17 protein-coding genes, 1 other RNA gene and 2 pseudogenes are annotated in these 16,095 nt (G+C 40.4%); 10 read left to right on the top strand and 10 right to left on the bottom strand.

From position 1 onward, the window contains the following. Window positions 1-167 precede the first annotated feature (167 nt). The 5 genes from treR to ssrA all read left to right on the top strand — a co-directional run bounded on the left by treR (window position 168) and on the right by ssrA (window position 2,962). Entirely contained in the window at window positions 168-887 is a 720-nt protein-coding gene (gene treR, locus AC1MBV_RS04090; RefSeq protein ID WP_255746707.1) for a trehalose operon repressor, read from the top strand. A gap of 16 nt (window positions 888-903) precedes the next feature. Further along, window positions 904-1,764 (top strand): Cof-type HAD-IIB family hydrolase, encoded by an 861-nt coding sequence (locus tag AC1MBV_RS04085; protein WP_255746709.1) that lies wholly within the window; start codon window positions 904-906, stop codon window positions 1,762-1,764. Window positions 1,765-1,768: 4 nt separating this feature from the next. Continuing rightward, complete coding sequence (locus tag AC1MBV_RS04080; RefSeq protein ID WP_480947574.1) at window positions 1,769-1,948, top strand: hypothetical protein; 180 nt, start codon at window positions 1,769-1,771, stop codon at window positions 1,946-1,948. 85 nt (window positions 1,949-2,033) lie between these two features. After that, window positions 2,034-2,501 (top strand): SsrA-binding protein SmpB, encoded by a 468-nt coding sequence (gene smpB, locus AC1MBV_RS04075; RefSeq protein WP_480947573.1) that lies wholly within the window; start codon window positions 2,034-2,036, stop codon window positions 2,499-2,501. Window positions 2,502-2,604: 103 nt separating this feature from the next. Next, window positions 2,605-2,962: a transfer-messenger RNA gene (gene ssrA, locus AC1MBV_RS04070) on the top strand. A 232-nt stretch (window positions 2,963-3,194) separates the two neighbouring features. Here ssrA and AC1MBV_RS04065 read toward each other — a convergent pair. The 3 genes from AC1MBV_RS04065 to istA form a co-directional block, all read right to left on the bottom strand. Continuing rightward, window positions 3,195-3,323, bottom strand: a complete 129-nt coding sequence (locus AC1MBV_RS04065) for a hypothetical protein (RefSeq protein WP_480947572.1) — start codon at window positions 3,321-3,323, stop codon at window positions 3,195-3,197. A gap of 718 nt (window positions 3,324-4,041) precedes the next feature. Then, window positions 4,042-4,797, bottom strand: a complete 756-nt coding sequence (gene istB / locus AC1MBV_RS04060; protein WP_480947571.1) for an IS21-like element helper ATPase IstB — start codon at window positions 4,795-4,797, stop codon at window positions 4,042-4,044. A gap of 63 nt (window positions 4,798-4,860) precedes the next feature. Next, a complete protein-coding gene (istA, locus tag AC1MBV_RS04055; protein ID WP_480947570.1) occupies window positions 4,861-6,195 on the bottom strand; it encodes an IS21 family transposase in 1,335 nt (444 codons plus the stop codon). Between istA and AC1MBV_RS04050 the strand changes: the two genes are divergently transcribed. Continuing rightward, window positions 6,188-6,853 carry a DUF6431 domain-containing protein gene (locus AC1MBV_RS04050; RefSeq protein ID WP_304654789.1) on the top strand — a complete coding sequence of 222 codons (666 nt, stop codon included), beginning with the start codon at window positions 6,188-6,190 and terminating at the stop codon, window positions 6,851-6,853. The genes istA and AC1MBV_RS04050 overlap by 8 nt on opposite strands. Before the next feature lie 48 nt (window positions 6,854-6,901). Continuing rightward, window positions 6,902-7,381: pseudogene (locus tag AC1MBV_RS04045) on the top strand (helix-turn-helix domain-containing protein); the annotation flags it as partial. 104 nt (window positions 7,382-7,485) lie between these two features. Here AC1MBV_RS04045 and AC1MBV_RS04040 read toward each other — a convergent pair. From AC1MBV_RS04040 to AC1MBV_RS04030, 3 genes are read right to left on the bottom strand one after another with little or no spacing between them, the layout of a single operon-like run. Continuing rightward, on the bottom strand, window positions 7,486-8,535 hold the full coding sequence (locus AC1MBV_RS04040; protein WP_480947569.1) for a tyrosine-type recombinase/integrase: 1,050 nt from the start codon (window positions 8,533-8,535) through the stop codon (window positions 7,486-7,488). Then, window positions 8,532-9,494: a tyrosine-type recombinase/integrase gene (locus tag AC1MBV_RS04035; RefSeq protein WP_480947568.1), complete on the bottom strand. Its 963-nt coding sequence runs from the start codon at window positions 9,492-9,494 to the stop codon at window positions 8,532-8,534. Before AC1MBV_RS04035 ends, AC1MBV_RS04040 begins: the two co-directional genes overlap by 4 nt. Further along, on the bottom strand, window positions 9,491-10,735 hold the full coding sequence (locus tag AC1MBV_RS04030) for a tyrosine-type recombinase/integrase (protein WP_480947567.1): 1,245 nt from the start codon (window positions 10,733-10,735) through the stop codon (window positions 9,491-9,493). The genes AC1MBV_RS04035 and AC1MBV_RS04030 overlap by 4 nt, the downstream gene beginning before the upstream one ends. 187 nt (window positions 10,736-10,922) lie before the next feature. Between AC1MBV_RS04030 and AC1MBV_RS04025 the strand changes: the two are divergent. The 3 genes and pseudogenes from AC1MBV_RS04025 to AC1MBV_RS04015 all read left to right on the top strand — a co-directional run. Further along, a pseudogene (locus AC1MBV_RS04025) lies at window positions 10,923-11,816 on the top strand (Mu transposase C-terminal domain-containing protein); the annotation flags it as partial. Beyond that, on the top strand, window positions 11,809-12,609 hold the full coding sequence (locus AC1MBV_RS04020) for an ExeA family protein (protein WP_480947566.1): 801 nt from the start codon (window positions 11,809-11,811) through the stop codon (window positions 12,607-12,609). The pseudogene AC1MBV_RS04025 and the gene AC1MBV_RS04020, both read left to right, overlap by 8 nt. Next, window positions 12,606-12,827 (top strand): DUF5348 domain-containing protein, encoded by a 222-nt coding sequence (locus AC1MBV_RS04015; protein ID WP_480947565.1) that lies wholly within the window; start codon window positions 12,606-12,608, stop codon window positions 12,825-12,827. The genes AC1MBV_RS04020 and AC1MBV_RS04015 overlap by 4 nt, the downstream gene beginning before the upstream one ends. Before the next feature lie 117 nt (window positions 12,828-12,944). Here AC1MBV_RS04015 and AC1MBV_RS04010 read toward each other — a convergent pair whose 3' ends face one another. The 4 genes from AC1MBV_RS04010 to AC1MBV_RS03995 all read right to left on the bottom strand — a co-directional run bounded on the left by AC1MBV_RS04010 (window position 12,945) and on the right by AC1MBV_RS03995 (window position 15,716). After that, complete coding sequence (locus AC1MBV_RS04010; protein ID WP_480947564.1) at window positions 12,945-13,178, bottom strand: hypothetical protein; 234 nt, start codon at window positions 13,176-13,178, stop codon at window positions 12,945-12,947. A 330-nt stretch (window positions 13,179-13,508) separates the two neighbouring features. Further along, window positions 13,509-14,066 (bottom strand): hypothetical protein, encoded by a 558-nt coding sequence (locus AC1MBV_RS04005; RefSeq protein ID WP_480947563.1) that lies wholly within the window; start codon window positions 14,064-14,066, stop codon window positions 13,509-13,511. 29 nt (window positions 14,067-14,095) lie between these two features. Beyond that, entirely contained in the window at window positions 14,096-15,142 is a 1,047-nt protein-coding gene (locus AC1MBV_RS04000; protein WP_480947562.1) for a hypothetical protein, read from the bottom strand. A 433-nt stretch (window positions 15,143-15,575) separates the two neighbouring features. Further along, on the bottom strand, window positions 15,576-15,716 hold the full coding sequence (locus AC1MBV_RS03995) for a hypothetical protein (protein ID WP_480947561.1): 141 nt from the start codon (window positions 15,714-15,716) through the stop codon (window positions 15,576-15,578). Between the last annotated feature and the right edge of the window lie 379 nt (window positions 15,717-16,095).

The raw sequence follows: 16,095 nt of genomic DNA, 5'->3' as shown, positions 1-16,095 counted from the left end.
ATTAATTTGCCTGATATGTGAAGGCTTTCATACCGAAACTTTGATATACTGATATTGGGATTATGGATAAGAGGGCAGCTTTGCCCTTTTATTTTTACTGTCTAAAAAAGTTTTTTTGATAAAATAGAAATGGGCAGTCGTTCGGCAACTGAAGGGGAAAGGTAATTATGGGCAGGAGCAAATTCATTTCAATTTATAACGATCTCAGTGAAAAAATACACAAACAAGAAATTGCGGCCGGTTCGCTGCTGCCTACTGAGAATGAGCTCGGTGAGCAGTTCAAAGCATCGCGTGAAACCATTCGGAAGGCGCTTGCAATGCTGTCGCGCAACGGGTACATTCAAAAGATTCAGGGGAAAGGTTCCATTGTTCTGGATGTAAGCAGGCAGAACTTCCCAATCTCAGGATTAACAAGCTTTCGCGAGCTTGCCAATCATTCAAAGAACAAATGGACAACGCAAGTACATCAGCTTGTATTAATGAAACCTGATGATCATTTAAAAATGATGATGAATATTCGTGACGATCAGACGGTCTGGAAAGTGATCCGATCGCGCACGGTAAATGGGGAAGCAGTCATTTTGGATAAGGATTATTTACTTCAAGGGATCGTGCCCATGCTCACTGCAGATATTTGCGAACGTTCCATGTATGATTATATTGAGAATGAACTTGGGTTAAAAATCGGCTTTGCCAAAAAGGAAATTACAGTCGAACGTGCAGGCGTTGAGGATAAACGTTATTTGACGATGAGTCAGGATACCCATGTTGTGGTGGTGCGCAGTCTGGTCTACTTAGAAAATGCTGAACTGTTTCAATTCACCGAATCGCGGCATCGGGCTGATAAATTCCGCTTTGTCGATTTTGCACGGCGAGAACATCAATAATAAACAGGAGGATCTAATGATAAAATTAATAGCAATGGATATGGATGGGACGTTGTTAAACAAGCATCGCGGGATCAGCTGGGGAAACTTAAGAGCGCTGCGTTATGCACGTTCCAAGGGTGTGACGCTGGCGATTGCTTCAGGACGTGCCTTCTTTGATATTGAAAGCAAAATGACGGAATTCGATATGGAAACGCATCTGATTGGAGCGAATGGAGCAACCATTCATTCCTCTGACGGCAAACTGCTTGGCGCGGATTTTCTGAACCGAGATGAAGCACTGGAAATTGTAAAAGAGCTTGCGGAGCAGCACTATTATTTTGGTGTCTATTCAGAACATCATATTTATGTTCCTGAAGAAGGAACAACATGGCTTCGTGAAGAACTGAAAAGGCTGGGTATTCACGAGGACCGATCCGTTGGTTTTCAAGAGGCGACACGTGCTGACTTTTATCGCTTTGTTGAAGATTGGGACATTTTTAAAAATCGAAGTACAGAATTTTCCAAGATTATTATTTTTTCCTATGATGACGAAAAGTTGAAAAAGGCTCGCGATGTGTACGAAGCCAAACATAAATACAGCATTGTTTCAAGCGGAACGGGTAACTTTGAAATCATGCCCCCTAACGTATCGAAAGGAAATGCGCTTGATCATCTAGCACATTATTTAAACATTCCGATCGATCAGGTAATGGCGATTGGTGATAATTACAACGATTTGTCGATGTTTGAGGTCGCCGGTGTGTCCGTCGCCATGGGCAATGCTCATGACGATATTAAAGCGGTTTGCGACCGCGTGACCAAGAATTACGATGAAGATGGTGTCGCACATGCAATCTACGAAGAAATCGGCTATCCGGACGGAGAGAGGGCATAAAATCATGAAAAAGATTCTCTATTATGCCGGGCTATTCGCAGCCTGCTTTGCGATTCAATGGTTTTGGTACACGCAAATTATGACAAAGTCGAATAAAACACCGCTCGACATGCTGCTGGCTTCATTCGTATTTATCGTTATTGTCATTCTTCTTGATTATGTTTCGGTAAAAAGACGGAGGTAAACGGATCAATTAGTGAAGCGCTTGCCCCACTATGTCTGCATGACCTATAATGAAACAATGAATGAAAGTCTGGCAGGTGTTTGATATGGGAAAAGGCGAAAGACGTGTGCTTGCACAAAATCGCAAGGCACATCATGATTACTTTATTGAAGAAACAGTGGAAGCGGGAATTGTGCTGCAGGGCACGGAGATTAAATCGATCCGTCGCGGCAAAGTCAGTATTCAGGATGCGTTTGCCCGTGTGGAGAACGGCGAAGCATTTGTTTATAATATGCACATCAGTCAATATGAGCAGGGCAACCGCTACAATCACGATCCGCTCCGCACTCGGAAGCTGCTGATGCATCAGAAAGAGATCAATAAACTTGGTCCGGAGGCCGATAAGACCGGCTATGCACTGATTCCGCTCAAAGTTTATATTAAGAACGGATTTGCCAAGGTTCTTGTCGGTCTCGGGCGAGGCAAAAAGATGTTCGATAAGCGGGAGTCAATGAAAAAGCAAACCGCTCAACGTGAAATGGCCCGCGCGTTTCGCGATCACCAGAAAATGTAAGTTGAAAAGCTTGCTTTCTTTTGCTATAATGACCTTACTGTGTTAGTAACAGTTACAGTTATGGATGATTCACTTTCACCGCAAGTCCCGTTGCTTTTTAAACGGGGACGTTACGGATTCGACAGGGGTAGGTCGGGTTTAAGCGGCGAGCCGAGGGGGTCGGCCTCGTAAAAACGCCAAAGCCATAACTGGCAAAACTAATAACAACCTCGCTTTAGCTGCCTAAGTAGCTTTTGCGGTCCCTCCCTCCATCGCCCATGTGGTAGGATCAGGGACTCACTCTAGTGGGATACGCTGGACGCCCGCATCCTGAGGGCTAAGGAAGAGAACAATCGGGATAGCCTCGCAAAAGCCTGTCGGCAGGCCGACGCTGGGGCGAAATGCTAATATGCCGACTACGCTCGTAGAAACTTAAATCACGATGCTTCTGGACGTGGGTTCGACTCCCACCGTCTCCATTAATGGAGTATCAGAGATGGTTGAATAAACCAAGTAAAAGAGCTTTGAATCGTTGATATGACGCGGTTCAAGGCTCTTTTTGTTTTTCGGCAATCGTCAAAGATAATCAACGAAAATCAAATCATTTTGCGCTAATTTTGCATCGTTTTGGTGCTTTAAAGGTTGTTCATTGTGTTATCCAGTAATACATCCATGTGATTAGTATCATGTTCTTGTTTGGGACTACAATTGGACTTAATTGAGTATTGCGGATGGATTGAGCCAGCTGACGGCGGCCACGTCAGCGGCCCCCTTTTGCCAAAAAATAGTCCACTCAATGACAAGGAATAGGCCACCTTCTGCCATAATTTGATCCACAGGCATTTAATAATGCCTTCTGTCCGCAGCCGGTGGCAATGTCGCCATTGCAAAGATTTCGGTCATGATTATTGGTAATGGAAAAGCAGAAAAAAGTCCGACTGATATTCATCAATAGATGGCCATTTCTGCCCCTTCCCTATCCAACTACTGCGACCATTTTCTTTGAGGTTCTGACAAGGGCGACCGTAGGGAGGGCGAAGCCTTTACCCTTGCCAGGTTCTCAGAGAAAATGGATACTCTCTCGAGATAGGGAAGGGGGAGCAGCGTCAGAAACTGACGTGGCCACCGTCTACCTTTTGGCCTATTTTCTTGCAGAAGGTGGCTTCTTTTGTGGCAGAGCCTGGCCTATTTTTTGGCACGAGTGGCCTATTATGATGGCCGCCTTCACCAGCAGTGCGGAGTTTTGAGCCACTGTTGGCGGATATCTGAGCCAGTAAGTGCGGGAGGAAGAGCCACCGTTATTAAAATTACCAAAGTAATATTAAAAGCCATTGGAATCAGGTTCGTTCCAACGGCTGTTTGTACTATCTGAATCGTTTATCTCCTAATTGCTTATCAATAATCTCTATTGCCCAACGAACCAGTTCATCCTGATCTAAATTCTCTTCCTCATTCCATATGCAGGAGGGTAATAGTCTTTCCTCAACTGCCACCCTCACTTTATCCGGTAAATACATATGCATAAAATACCGTGCTATACGATTTTCAACTTCCGAGGGAATCATATAGATACCCTCAATCCATGACGTTCTCTCATCGAAACGTCGCCATCAACTAGAATCTTATAGGAATCGTGAACGATTCGGTCAAGAATCGCATCTGCTATCTGTGCCTGTCCTAGTTTCGAGTGCCATCCTTCCGGAGAAAACTGAGAACAGAAAATGGTGGATGCTTTCTTTAACCTTGCTTCAATAATTTCCAACACATGGAGTACATTATCTTCTGACAACTCTGTTAATAACCACTCATCTACGATCAATAAATCAATCTTTTTATATTTTTGAATCAACTTACGGAAACTTCCATCTGCTTCATACTTTGCTACAGCTAATTCATCCAGTAATTCTGGTAATCGAATATATTTAACTTTGTAATATTGGCGGCATGCATGAACACCAAAGGCGTTTGATATCCATGTTTTCCCGTTCCCAGAGGCTCCCATTAAAATAATGTTATGGTGGTTTTGAATGTAATTTCCTGTTGCTAACTCTAGTATTTGTTTCTTGTCTAGGTGACGATCAGGATGATATTCAATATCTTCAATAGCGGCTGTTGGATCATTAAATGTTGCCTGTTTAATTAATCTTTCTAGTCGATTAGATTTCCGTCTATCATACTCGTAATCGACTAACAGATTGAATCGATCATCAAAATCCATACTCTTGTAATCGTTATTCTGTCCTTGTTGCTTATAGAGTTCAGCCATCGCACCCATTTTCATTTCTATTAATTTACGTAACGTCTCTTGATTCATCATTTATTATCTCTCCCAAAGTATTTAGCCCCACGGATAAATCCATAATCATCAGAGGTGGTGCTACTATCTGTATTTTGTTTTTGTTTTCTTTTCTTTTCTTTTCTTCATTCTTTCCAATACACTTTTTAAAACAGAAACCGTTGGGTTTGTTGCTATTTCAAGTAATGTTTCTGTTGCTTTTTCCATGTCTGCCTTTGTGTATTTTGTTGATAGATTCCTGAGTGTACTAAGGATATTTAATGCCTTTTTCTCCACATTTTTTTCTAAGATATAAGAAACCAACTGAGTCACGGACGGTCCAATCGTTTCTGCCCACTTCCGATTATTATCAGGATTATGTTCTAGATATAATCGGTGATGATCAGGCATATGGTCCGCGTTCGTAGAAAACTGACCCATTTCACCTTTTAATCGTTTATGGGATGCAATACGGACTTCTTTGAAGTAAACTTCAATTAAGTCCGTGGTTAGTCGAATGTCGACATTCTCTCGGACATAATCATATGGAACGGAATAATACATTCGTTCAACTTGGATGTGGTAGTTCAGTTGAACTTTTGCTGTTTTCCATTCCGCAAGTTTGTACCGTGTTTGAGGAAGCGATTGAAGGTAGGATTTCTCTTCTTCCTCAAACACCTTTTTACGTGAACCAGGTCGCTTTTGAAAGTCAATGGTGTTAATTTCCTCTAGACTTTCAAAGATTTGTTGATTTAAATCTTCGATACGAAAACAATGATAGTTTCTTAGTGGAGCGATCATCTGCCGAGAAATATATCCAGCAGTCCCTTCAACGCTTGCTTTATCTCTCGGCCTGCGAACACGGCTCGGAACAATGACAGTATGGTAATAGTCTGCAAGTTCACGATAGGCTTCATTCAGAAGAGGCTCTTCTCGATGTGCTTTTGTCACCCCCGTTTTCAAATTATCGGGAACCAACGTTTCAGGAACTCCCTCGAAATACTCCAATGCATGAATGTGAGCAATCAGCCAATGAGCTGATTTCATATCTAAAAATGCTTCAACGTAGCTGAATTGACTATAAGGCAAGGTCGCAATAAAAACATAGGCTGGAATCGTTTCTCCTGTTGAACGATCAATTATTTGCAGCGTAGATCCAGCCCAATCTACCTCCATAACTTCACCTGGTTTTCTTCGAATAGGCATGGTTAACTTATACTTCTTCGCATATTTCCCATAGTTTTCACAGTAAGTACGATAGGCATAAGGAATTTTCCCACCATCACGTGCTTCTGTCGCATACTCGTGATGCAATAAAGTCAAGGTGACATTCTTTTTTTGTAACTCTTTATGGACTTTTTCCCAATTGTTATTGCTGCCTGAAAATAGCCGAAAGTTGACGGGATTGCCTGTCCAGTAGGTGCCAGCTATAATGTCCATAGGACTTTATAGCTGGCACTTATTTTACGAAAGGAAAAAGGTATCCCTTTACCGTGTAATCCTACTTACACGAGGGATACCCTTAAAACCAACAATATGGTTATTATATCAGACTATCGGCTTGTTGATAACCCATCCACAGGTGTTTTCTGTTAAGGGTGCGGAAAAGGTGCCTTGTCCTTGTTGTGGAGGAGAACTTAAAGTCATTGGAAGCCGTTTGAGAAAATACATAAAGGATTCAGGAACGTGCGTTTCACTGCGCATTCGTCGTTTGTGTTGTGGCACGTGTTCAAAAGTTCATCATGAACTCCCTGATCTGCTTATTCCTTATAAACGTTATGAGTCACGTTGCTTTGAAAAAGTTGTTTCCCAGCCTCACAAAAATGATGTCGCTGCGGACAATTCGACTCTATATCGTTGGAACCGTTGGTTCCTTGAGTATATCGATTACTGGCTGGCCTGTCTTCATTCGATCGTTCTCCGCTTTCAACAAATCAATTTAGCCCCAGTGGATCCTTCGTCCGTGGAATCACTGACCGCACTCGAAAAAATTGGACGGCTATTTGGCGATGCACCAGGTTGGCTGGCTAGAATGGCCAGACCGATTGTTAATGTTCATCTTTGGGTACAGACCCGTTCTGCATTTTTGTCCGGCTGACTCCCGTTTAAACTTCATGATGAAGGCTAAAACGAGGAGAGATGTGTGATGAGAAATTCTAAAAAGCTGGAAGAAATTGCGTCTCAACGTTTTCAACTGATCGCCCCATTGTTATCTGGCGATTTGGACACCGCCAGAGCGACTGAAGTGAAAAAACAGATCTGTGAAACAAGTGGACTCTCAGAAAGAACGATCCGACGTTATCTGGGCAGCTATCGAGAGCTCGGACTCGAGGGGCTCAAGCCCATGCGTAAACAGGCAGGCTTGATAAAAGGCGCGTTAAGAAATGAATTATTGGAAGAAGCAATCCTGCTCAGAAGAGAAGCACCCCAACGAAGTGTCCGGCAGATTATCCAAATATTGGAGTGGGAGGGACGAGCAAAACCGGGTGAAATTAAGCGATCAACACTGCAGGAAAGACTTACGGAACGAGGTTATAGCTCACGGCAAATGCGGCTCTACCAGTCAACAGCAGGAGCCGCTCGACGCTTCCAACAATCTCATCGAAATAAGCTCTGGCAGTCGGATTATCCCGATTTTTTTATTATTCCGATTCTTATTACAAATCACTAAAAAACTGCAGATCATTAAGCTTTCTGCAGCTTTCTTAGTAAATAATCGGGATAACTTTTTCATTTCAGTCCATAAAGTTTTTTGATCAGTTCATCATCGTTTTTCCAATAAGCTGGATTTTCTCCCACTATTAATGGATTGTTGGCTCCTGTTGCTCTTTTAATCGCTTCTCGTTTCATCTCAGTATCTGCGTAAGCGTAAATCAGTGTTGTTTCCAGTTGGGCATGGCCCAGCCATTCTGACAACAATGCCAATGGCATTCCAGCACGGTAAAGATGCATGGCCCTGGTATGGCGGAATAAGTGTGGATGTACTTTCTTAGGGATTTCGTCACATTTCTTTTTCGCAGTTGTTCCATATATCTTCATGAAACGTGCGACGTTGTCATCCGACATTTGTTGTTTTATTCCATGCCTTACGGTATAAAAAAGATACTGATTTAAGTTTTCCTCCGTTGGGCTGTGAAAGATCTTTAAATACTGATGAAAATGATTCACCGTTTTTGTCATAACAGGAACCACACGTGTTTTCTCACCTTTTCCAGTAAGATAGACACATGGATTTTTCAAATCCACACAAAAATCTTTTACTTTCATATCAAGGACTTCCCGGTCTCTGGCCCCCGTATCATACATCAGAATCATGAAAAATAGATCCCTAATACCGTTCTTTGTGCTTGTATCTGGCTGTTCCAATACAGTTTTCAATGCCTGTTCTGTCATGAATTCCACGACTTTGGCATCCTTATTCTTTTTTAAGGGTATCTTTTTGATTTCATTTTGATAAACAATCATTGTTAGTTCCATATTCCCGGCATACTTGAAAAAAGAACGGATACATGAGAGACGATGGTTTCTGGTTGATGTTCCCCAATTATGTTCTCTTTCCATCCAGTCCAGAAATTCAATGATCGTTTGACTGTTAAGCACTTCAAAAGTTATATCTGTCAGAGGAATTGCTTTTTGTGTCGTAATAAAATCAAATAGAAGGTTTAGAGACTCTCTATATGATTTTATGGTATTCAAACTGCAACATTTCTGATTTGGAAGATATACAGTTAGATAATCACGCATTAATCGAAATAGAGTCTCATCTTTCAACTTTTTCATTGATGCACCTCCGGTATCAATTCAGTAAATTTCGACCAGTTAATCGCAGAAGATTTGGTCAGATGTTCCGGAATGAGATGAATGTAGTATGAAGTGGCAGAAAAATCAGCATGACCCATGTAGGCACTAAGGTATGGTAGCCATGTATATAGATCTTTTCCTTCCTCTACCCATTTCATCATTAACCTAGTGGCATAATTATGCCTAAAGTCGTACACGCGCGGTCTGCCCCCATGAAAGTCAGTAATTCCTGAAATTCCCCAGCATTTACGGAACTGATCCTGCAGCCAGGATACCGAATAAGCTGTTCTATCAGGATGGGGGAAAAAGTATTTCCGGTTTTTACAGATCGTACTGATCCGATACTCGTAGTTTTTGCATAAGATTAGCATGTCGGAAGACATAACGATGGTACGGTCTCTATGCATCTTTGTTTCCCGGATATAAAGTTCTCCTGTCCTAAGGTTAATATCTGCACACTGAATTTTTATCCCTTCACTTGGCCGTAACCCACAGCAGTAAATCAGTCTAAAGATAACCGGTACGATGTAGTGCCTAAACGGTGAAAGTTTGTGGGGGATAAGACGGTCTGATGCTTTAAAAAAAGCAGACAGTTCTCGGTCTGTATAGAGATAAGGAACAAATGGTTTGAAGTTTCCGATAATCTCCGTTGGGATCACATATGCCTGAATACCGACGGTATTCAGATATTTACCCAGCTCACGAACAGCGATCATTCTTCTTTTTAACCCATTAGCGTTCTCTGAGGGATGAAGACGTGCCCATTGCATAACAAGATCTCTTGTGAGGATTGATTCATACGGGAAATTCATGAAACAAAACCTGTCGAAGTTGACGAAAAACTTCTCATAACTGCTTTTTGAATACCCCAGCGCTTCTTTGAACTGAATCATATCTTCCAAGTGTTTAGCAAAATGGCTAACAAAAATAGGATTCACAGCAATTCCTCCTTCTCTGTTTCGATAGCCTGTAGTCCCAGAGAACATTCCTGCAGTCCACAATGGTCCATTGAAAGATATTGTTTCGCTGAATTCTGGTTACGGTGTCCAAGAACCTGTGAGATTGTTGTTAGCGGAACTTTTGCTTCAAGCATCCAAGTGCCCATGGAACGGCGTAACGCATGGAGTCCTTTCCCATCACCAGGCTTATGTATGATCCCGGCCTTGTTTCGATATTTCTTAAATATATTGCCCATTGATCCAACATCCGCCAATTTAATAAAGGGCGCAAAAGAACGTAGAAAAATATAAGGTGAATCTGAAGTAGGTCGTCCATAGAGAATATATTCCGCAATCGCTCTTCCGGTATCTGGCTCTAATGGAAGAGCTAGTGCCTGTCCAGTTTTTCGTTGGATAATCTGTATCTCATCTTTTTTCCAATCTATATCGATTAATTTAAGATTTACTATATCTATAGAGCGCAATCCAGTATGAGCAGCAAGATATAATATAGCATAATCGCGCTTTCCTTCTGGGAGACTTATATCAATCTGCCGAAGGATAGACTCTACCTCTTCATGTGAAAAACAAGGTAAAACTTTTTTTCTGGATCTGGCAGGTTTCTGTAATATTAAGCCTGCGTCAATATGAGCTATTCCTGAATCCCTTAAATAACTGATGAATGATCGGAGCGAATAGAGGATATTACTCATGCTTTCACAGTGACTTTTTGAAATATACACGATAAAATCTCTAATTTCCCGTTGGGAAATCTTCACAAAATCTGAATGTCTGTTAGTCTCCAGATAACCGAGGAATGATAAAACATTTGATTGTATGCCGTTAATAGTACCCGCACTCAAGTTTTCATGTAATGTCTTAGTGTACTCCAAAAGAATAGTGGAAAAATACGCATTTACTTTGACTGTGGTATGGTTGTGCAGGTATGCCCATTTCATGGTACCCGTGGTATAGAATTCATCTAATAAAGCGGCCGACTTCTGTAGCTTTCTATAATAACGGGCAGATATTTTTTCCCTAATCAGCCTCCTCTTTTCAAAGGTTAAAAAATCTCCTGCGATTTTTGAGCTATAGTAAATTTTCTCATGACTAAAAAAGAATTTTCTAATTCGGTAGAAACCGCTAAGCCTATACGACTTTAGCGTAGATTCCTTTAATCCTAAAGATTTCATAGCGTTCAAAGTCTGATCAATGAGCCTGCTTATTTCAATTTGTTTCATTTGAATTACCCCCTAATAAAGTTCAGACTATTGGTCTGCATCTTTTATTAGTAAGGATGCCTAAATGTGCTGCGATAGAAACTAGAATATATTATTCCGATTTTTCATTTTACTTTTATAACATTTTCACTAATAATTAGATTAAATCGGAATAATAAAAAGATCGGGATAATCCGACTTATTCCGATATCGGAATAAGTCGGATATCAAATTTGGACCATTCCTCCCCATTGGTCAAGGCGGTATCAAGAAACAAGCCTATCTTGTTTTATTCATCGATGACGCCACTCGTTTTGTCCTTCATGGTGCTTTTTATCCCACTCTAGATCAGCGGATCGTTGAAGATGCTTTCCGCCAATCTGTTCAGAAGTATGGGAGACCGGAAGCTGTATTTTTTGATAACGGGAAGCAGTATCGCACGAAATGGATGGCTCGGACCTGTTCCAAACTGGGGACAAAGCTCCTCTATGCCCGACCGTACTCGCCTAGCTCAAAAGGCAAGGTAGAACGTCTAAACCGTGTTGTGGATGCTTTTTTGGGAGAAATCGCATTAGAAAAGCCCAAGTCACTTGATCAACTGAATGACCTCTTCAAAGTCTGGCTCAGTGAATGTTATCTGAACAAGCCTCACTCGGCCCTGGGCGAGCATGTCACACCGGAGATGGCTTACCGGAGCGATAAAAAGGTCTTACACTTTCTGGATGCGGAAACCATCCGCTTGGCTTTTCTTCATGCGGAAAAAAGAAAGGTAGATAAATCCGGATGTATCAGTTTTCAGAACCAACTGTATGAAGTGGGTACTCCATTTATCGGCACTACCGTGGATGTTATCTATGATCCATCAGATCTGTCACAAATTACTATTGAAAAAGAAGGTTATACTCCCTGGCAAGCTAAGAAACTTGAGATTGGCACACATGTCGGAAAACGACCAGAATTACCTGAAAACCTTCAACCCAAACAAACGGATGCGTCACGGCTCTTGCGTGCAGCAACTCAAAAGCACGAGGAACGGCAAGACGTGCAGAAACCGGCGGTTTCTTACAGCAAGGTGATGAGAGAAGGTGAGCACCTTGTTTGAGCCATTTTACCAGATGAAGCAGGCACCCTTCTCCCGATCAATTCCTTCAAGCAATCTCTATCACTCACAATCTATGGATGAGATTTTGGGGCGCCTGATACACGCAGCGGAACGTCAGCTCTTCGCTGTCTTAACAGGTGACTGTGGCACAGGTAAAACGACAATTGTCCGACGCTTTACACAAGAATTAGATCCAAGTCATTATAGTGTTCTCTATTTGTCCGATTCAAAGCTAACGCCACGTCATTTCTACAAGGGACTCCTGGAACAGTTGGGCTGTGAGGCTAAATTTTATCGGGGGGATGCGAAAAGACAACTGCATCATGAAATCGAACTCATGCGTGGGATTCATGGTATCCAGCCTGTCTGCGTTGTCGATGAAGCTCATCTGCTCAGTCGTGAAATGTTGGAGGAAGTTCGGTTCCTTTTGAACTTTAAAATGGATTCACAAAGTCCAATGGCTCTCATCATGGTCGGTCAAAGTGAGCTTTGGGACCGTCTGAAACTTCAAAGTTTCGCCGCTATTCGTCAGCGCATCGATCTTCAGTGCAAGATCGGTCATTATGATCGCTCAGAAACCAGTGCCTATATTGAGTGTCAACTCAAGTTTTCTGGTTGCGACCGTCCGGTATTTACAGAGGATGCCATTGAAGAAATCTACCGATTCTCTAGTGGTACACCGCGGCTGATCAATAAGGTGTGCACGCATTGCCTAATATATGGTGCTCAAAATGGTCATCCCATCATTGATGATCGGATGGTTAAGCGAGTGATTGAGGGGGAACTTTCATGAACCCACCCTATGAAATGTTCTATGATCGTGAACAGGATCGTTGGGCTGTACTATTTGAAGGTCAGTCCTACGGACTGCACTGTGGGGAAGGATTTAATCTGATTCTGGGTTACTACTACCTAAACTGCACCCTAGAATTCTGCAATTGTTGGTATATTATCACCGAAGGTGTTCGCTTCAACCTAAACGAAAAAGAAAGATATCAGGTTATTCTATAAATATCCGGTTAACTGACTGTCTTCTTTAAGATGGTCTTATTTTTTGGCGATCATTGGACAGCGTCCTCGTCAAACTGCGGTCAATAGCCACCGTCATTTTCTGGACATAAATGAGTATCAATAACACCAATCAACCGGAAAGTAACCTTTCTCTATAGCTTGTTTCTCTGGAAAAAGAAACGCTTCTAGCCATGGATTGGTCATTGTATCGTTCAAGCATTCCACATCAAGTTTCTTGGCACGTTGAACGACATCAGAAACAGTATTCCTTGAATGTCCAGTGCTAGAACTAATGGTTCTCTGACTGACTCCTTCAAAATACAGTTCCAGAATCTTGCGACAATTAAGCATAATAAAAACCTCCTGTATATTAGTGTCATGCTTGAATGCATGCAACATAATTATACAAGAGGCTTTCATGATTCTATCAATAATGGCTCTCCATTCCGCAAATGGTGGCTCTTTCTTCCGCAATGATTGGTTTTAAACTCCGCATAAGTGGCTCTTTCACACTGCAATAATCACAGTATTGAACAATATTGATATCTTCCTCTATTTGACACTTACAGACATGCACAGAATCGAAGAAATAATATAATGATTTAATCCCGGCTATTGTCGGAATATATAAAAAAGCCCCAGCTTTGGCCGGGGTGGTAACTATATAACTTGATTTACTAATTAGTTCTTACTAGAAGCATACGATTCATAAAAAGAGCTTAGAGATTGAAGACATCCGATATAAGTACCACGTAGATTATAGATACGAGTTTTTATTGATTGTCTTGTTTCAAAATTGATGTTTACTAATCTGATGCTTTGTTTTTCCATTGAACCAAGATTACTTATTAATAACTTTAGAAAATCTTTTGTCTGTGAGGTGTAATTGGTATTTTTGTTTAATAATGATTGTAAAGCTTTTTTCGTATTCTGAATGTTGGTTACCTGTTTGTTTAACTTATCTTTGCTCATATTAACTTTATTTGTTGTCAGCCATTTTTGCGATAATAGTCTTATTGTTTGTTTTGTTGTAAACTCGGTTGAATCCTTTTCGTTAAAGGAGTATTTCTTTTTAAATAGGGCTAAATCATTAGCATATTCCTTAACAACAACAGGGTCTGATTTGTATGACAGTTCCTTAGAGAGATTAAGAAAAGAAAAAGGATACATCCAAGTGACAATTAATAAAACAACAATACAAGTAATTACTGTTAGTGAAGGCATAATAAACTTCTTCAAAGAGAAACAGATCTCCCTTCTTTTTATAATTATATATACATTGTTGCTTGTGTGTTCTTCTGAATATCGAAGGAAGTTGAAGAAGCACCAGAGAAACTAAATCCAATACCTCCTAATGATATGCTGAAACCCATACTAGTGGATACATTTATTTTGGCGTGGCTATATCTTCCGTACGCATCAATTCTTGTTTCTTTACCATAACTATTTTCATCTACAGAATAGTATGCATACATTGATAATGAGGTAACAAACATCCCAAACCAATTTCCACCAGTTTTGGTACCTTCATCATTTTTTAGATTCATTTTTACTCCGTAACCACTAGAACCAAGTTGCCATTTATCACTACTGGAGGAATATGTGGCTGAATCAGTTCCGGATTTACCAGTTGTGTAGTTAACATAACCCCAACTTTGTTTGGCATATTTAGTACTATCATTATTTGGATTAAAGTGGCTAGAATTTATTGCCGCCCCTATTCCATCAATACTTCGAGTAGCAGGAAGTACATCCCATTTAACGCTGTTTTTAATTCTATATTTTCGTCCGCCCAAAGAACTTATAGAGGTAGTCATAGTTTTATATGAAGTAGTTCCTGAGTCAGGGTTTGACATTGGAGTTATACCATTCGCTAAATTTTTTGTTGATGGAAGTGCTGATTTTTGCGACGCAACTTCGCTATAATATTCATCTTTTGTAAGTTCGAGGGTCTCGGTGTTTTCTTCTGTAGTTTGAGTTGGAGTTAATTGTTTATTGGTGGTAGCTTTCAAAGTTTCAGTAGAAGGTACTTCTACTGTTTTATAATATTTAGTATCGCTCGAAATTTTTTGACCGTTCAGGTCTTTATTGAGGTTATATTCTTCACTATCAATATTTTTAATTTCTTCGTCAGAAAACCCCAGATTAATTAATCGCAAATAATCTGAATTAGTAATTTTAATTTTGTGGTTATTTACAAATTTAAGTTGATTGTTATCATTAGTACTTGCATACGTTGAACTTAAAGGAATTAAGGAAAAAAGTAGAGTTGATAAAAGACAAATAATTGAGTAAAATTTAGTTCTTTTTGACATTAATAGACCTCCTGTGGATATTCGAATTTGTTGATACGAGGTAATAAACTGTGTGCTTGTTTACATAGAAGGGGAGATATCTTATGAAGTGAGAGTTAAGCACATTAGGTTCTATTGATATAAAGAAAAAGAACAAAAAATTAGCTTGTCAACCATCTAAACAGAGTAGCAATTAATTAAGCCTCCTTAGTAAATTATTAATGGTATATATAAATAATAACATTTCTCCAAAAATTATGACAACACATTTATGCATGCGGAACACCGCACGATCCCGCATTGGCCCCGCATGATCCCGCACATAAAATTGAAACATAAGCAAAAAAAGAGCATCTCACACAATAAAAAATATATAAATTGTCTCAAGTTTCGTATAATTATTTTTTTATAAACAGTGTTCGCTCAATTCCTTTCTTACCATAATACGTAACCGTCACATTAATCTTCTTAACGGGATGGTTTCATCAATCACAGCGGCATACAATTTATTGATTTTTCTCATTCCATTATGTTTGGCTTTTGACTGTGCCCAACTGATGTCGTCCCAGCCTACAGCCTCTGCGTGTAGCGTCATGATACCATCTTTAACACGATAATAAGTATTAACACGTGGTCGTCAATGATGCGAAAGATGGTGTGTTTAAGCCCTACAGGCTTTCCAAGCATGCGATAGGCAAAAACAAATCACAATAAAATGTTAAATAACACTAAAGAGAGTTTGTGTGACATTTCAATCAGCGAGCTAACTATTTTCTTTTTCTAAATTCTCAATCTCATCGACGACAGTCCAGTATGTGGAATCAGAAGTTAGATCGTAACGGTGTTCGTTTTCGTATTTTTTTAGGACAATAAGTTTGCAGTTATATTCTTCAATCATTGTTAGTGAGGGCAAAGAGAGGGCAATATCAAGTGGATATGGCAATTGTTTGCTATTATGGTGCGCTTTTTTGAGT

It is taken from the genome of Sporolactobacillus sp. PKPK-6, from assembly GCF_056678885.1.
This window is presented reverse-complemented; position numbering and strand designations above follow the sequence as displayed.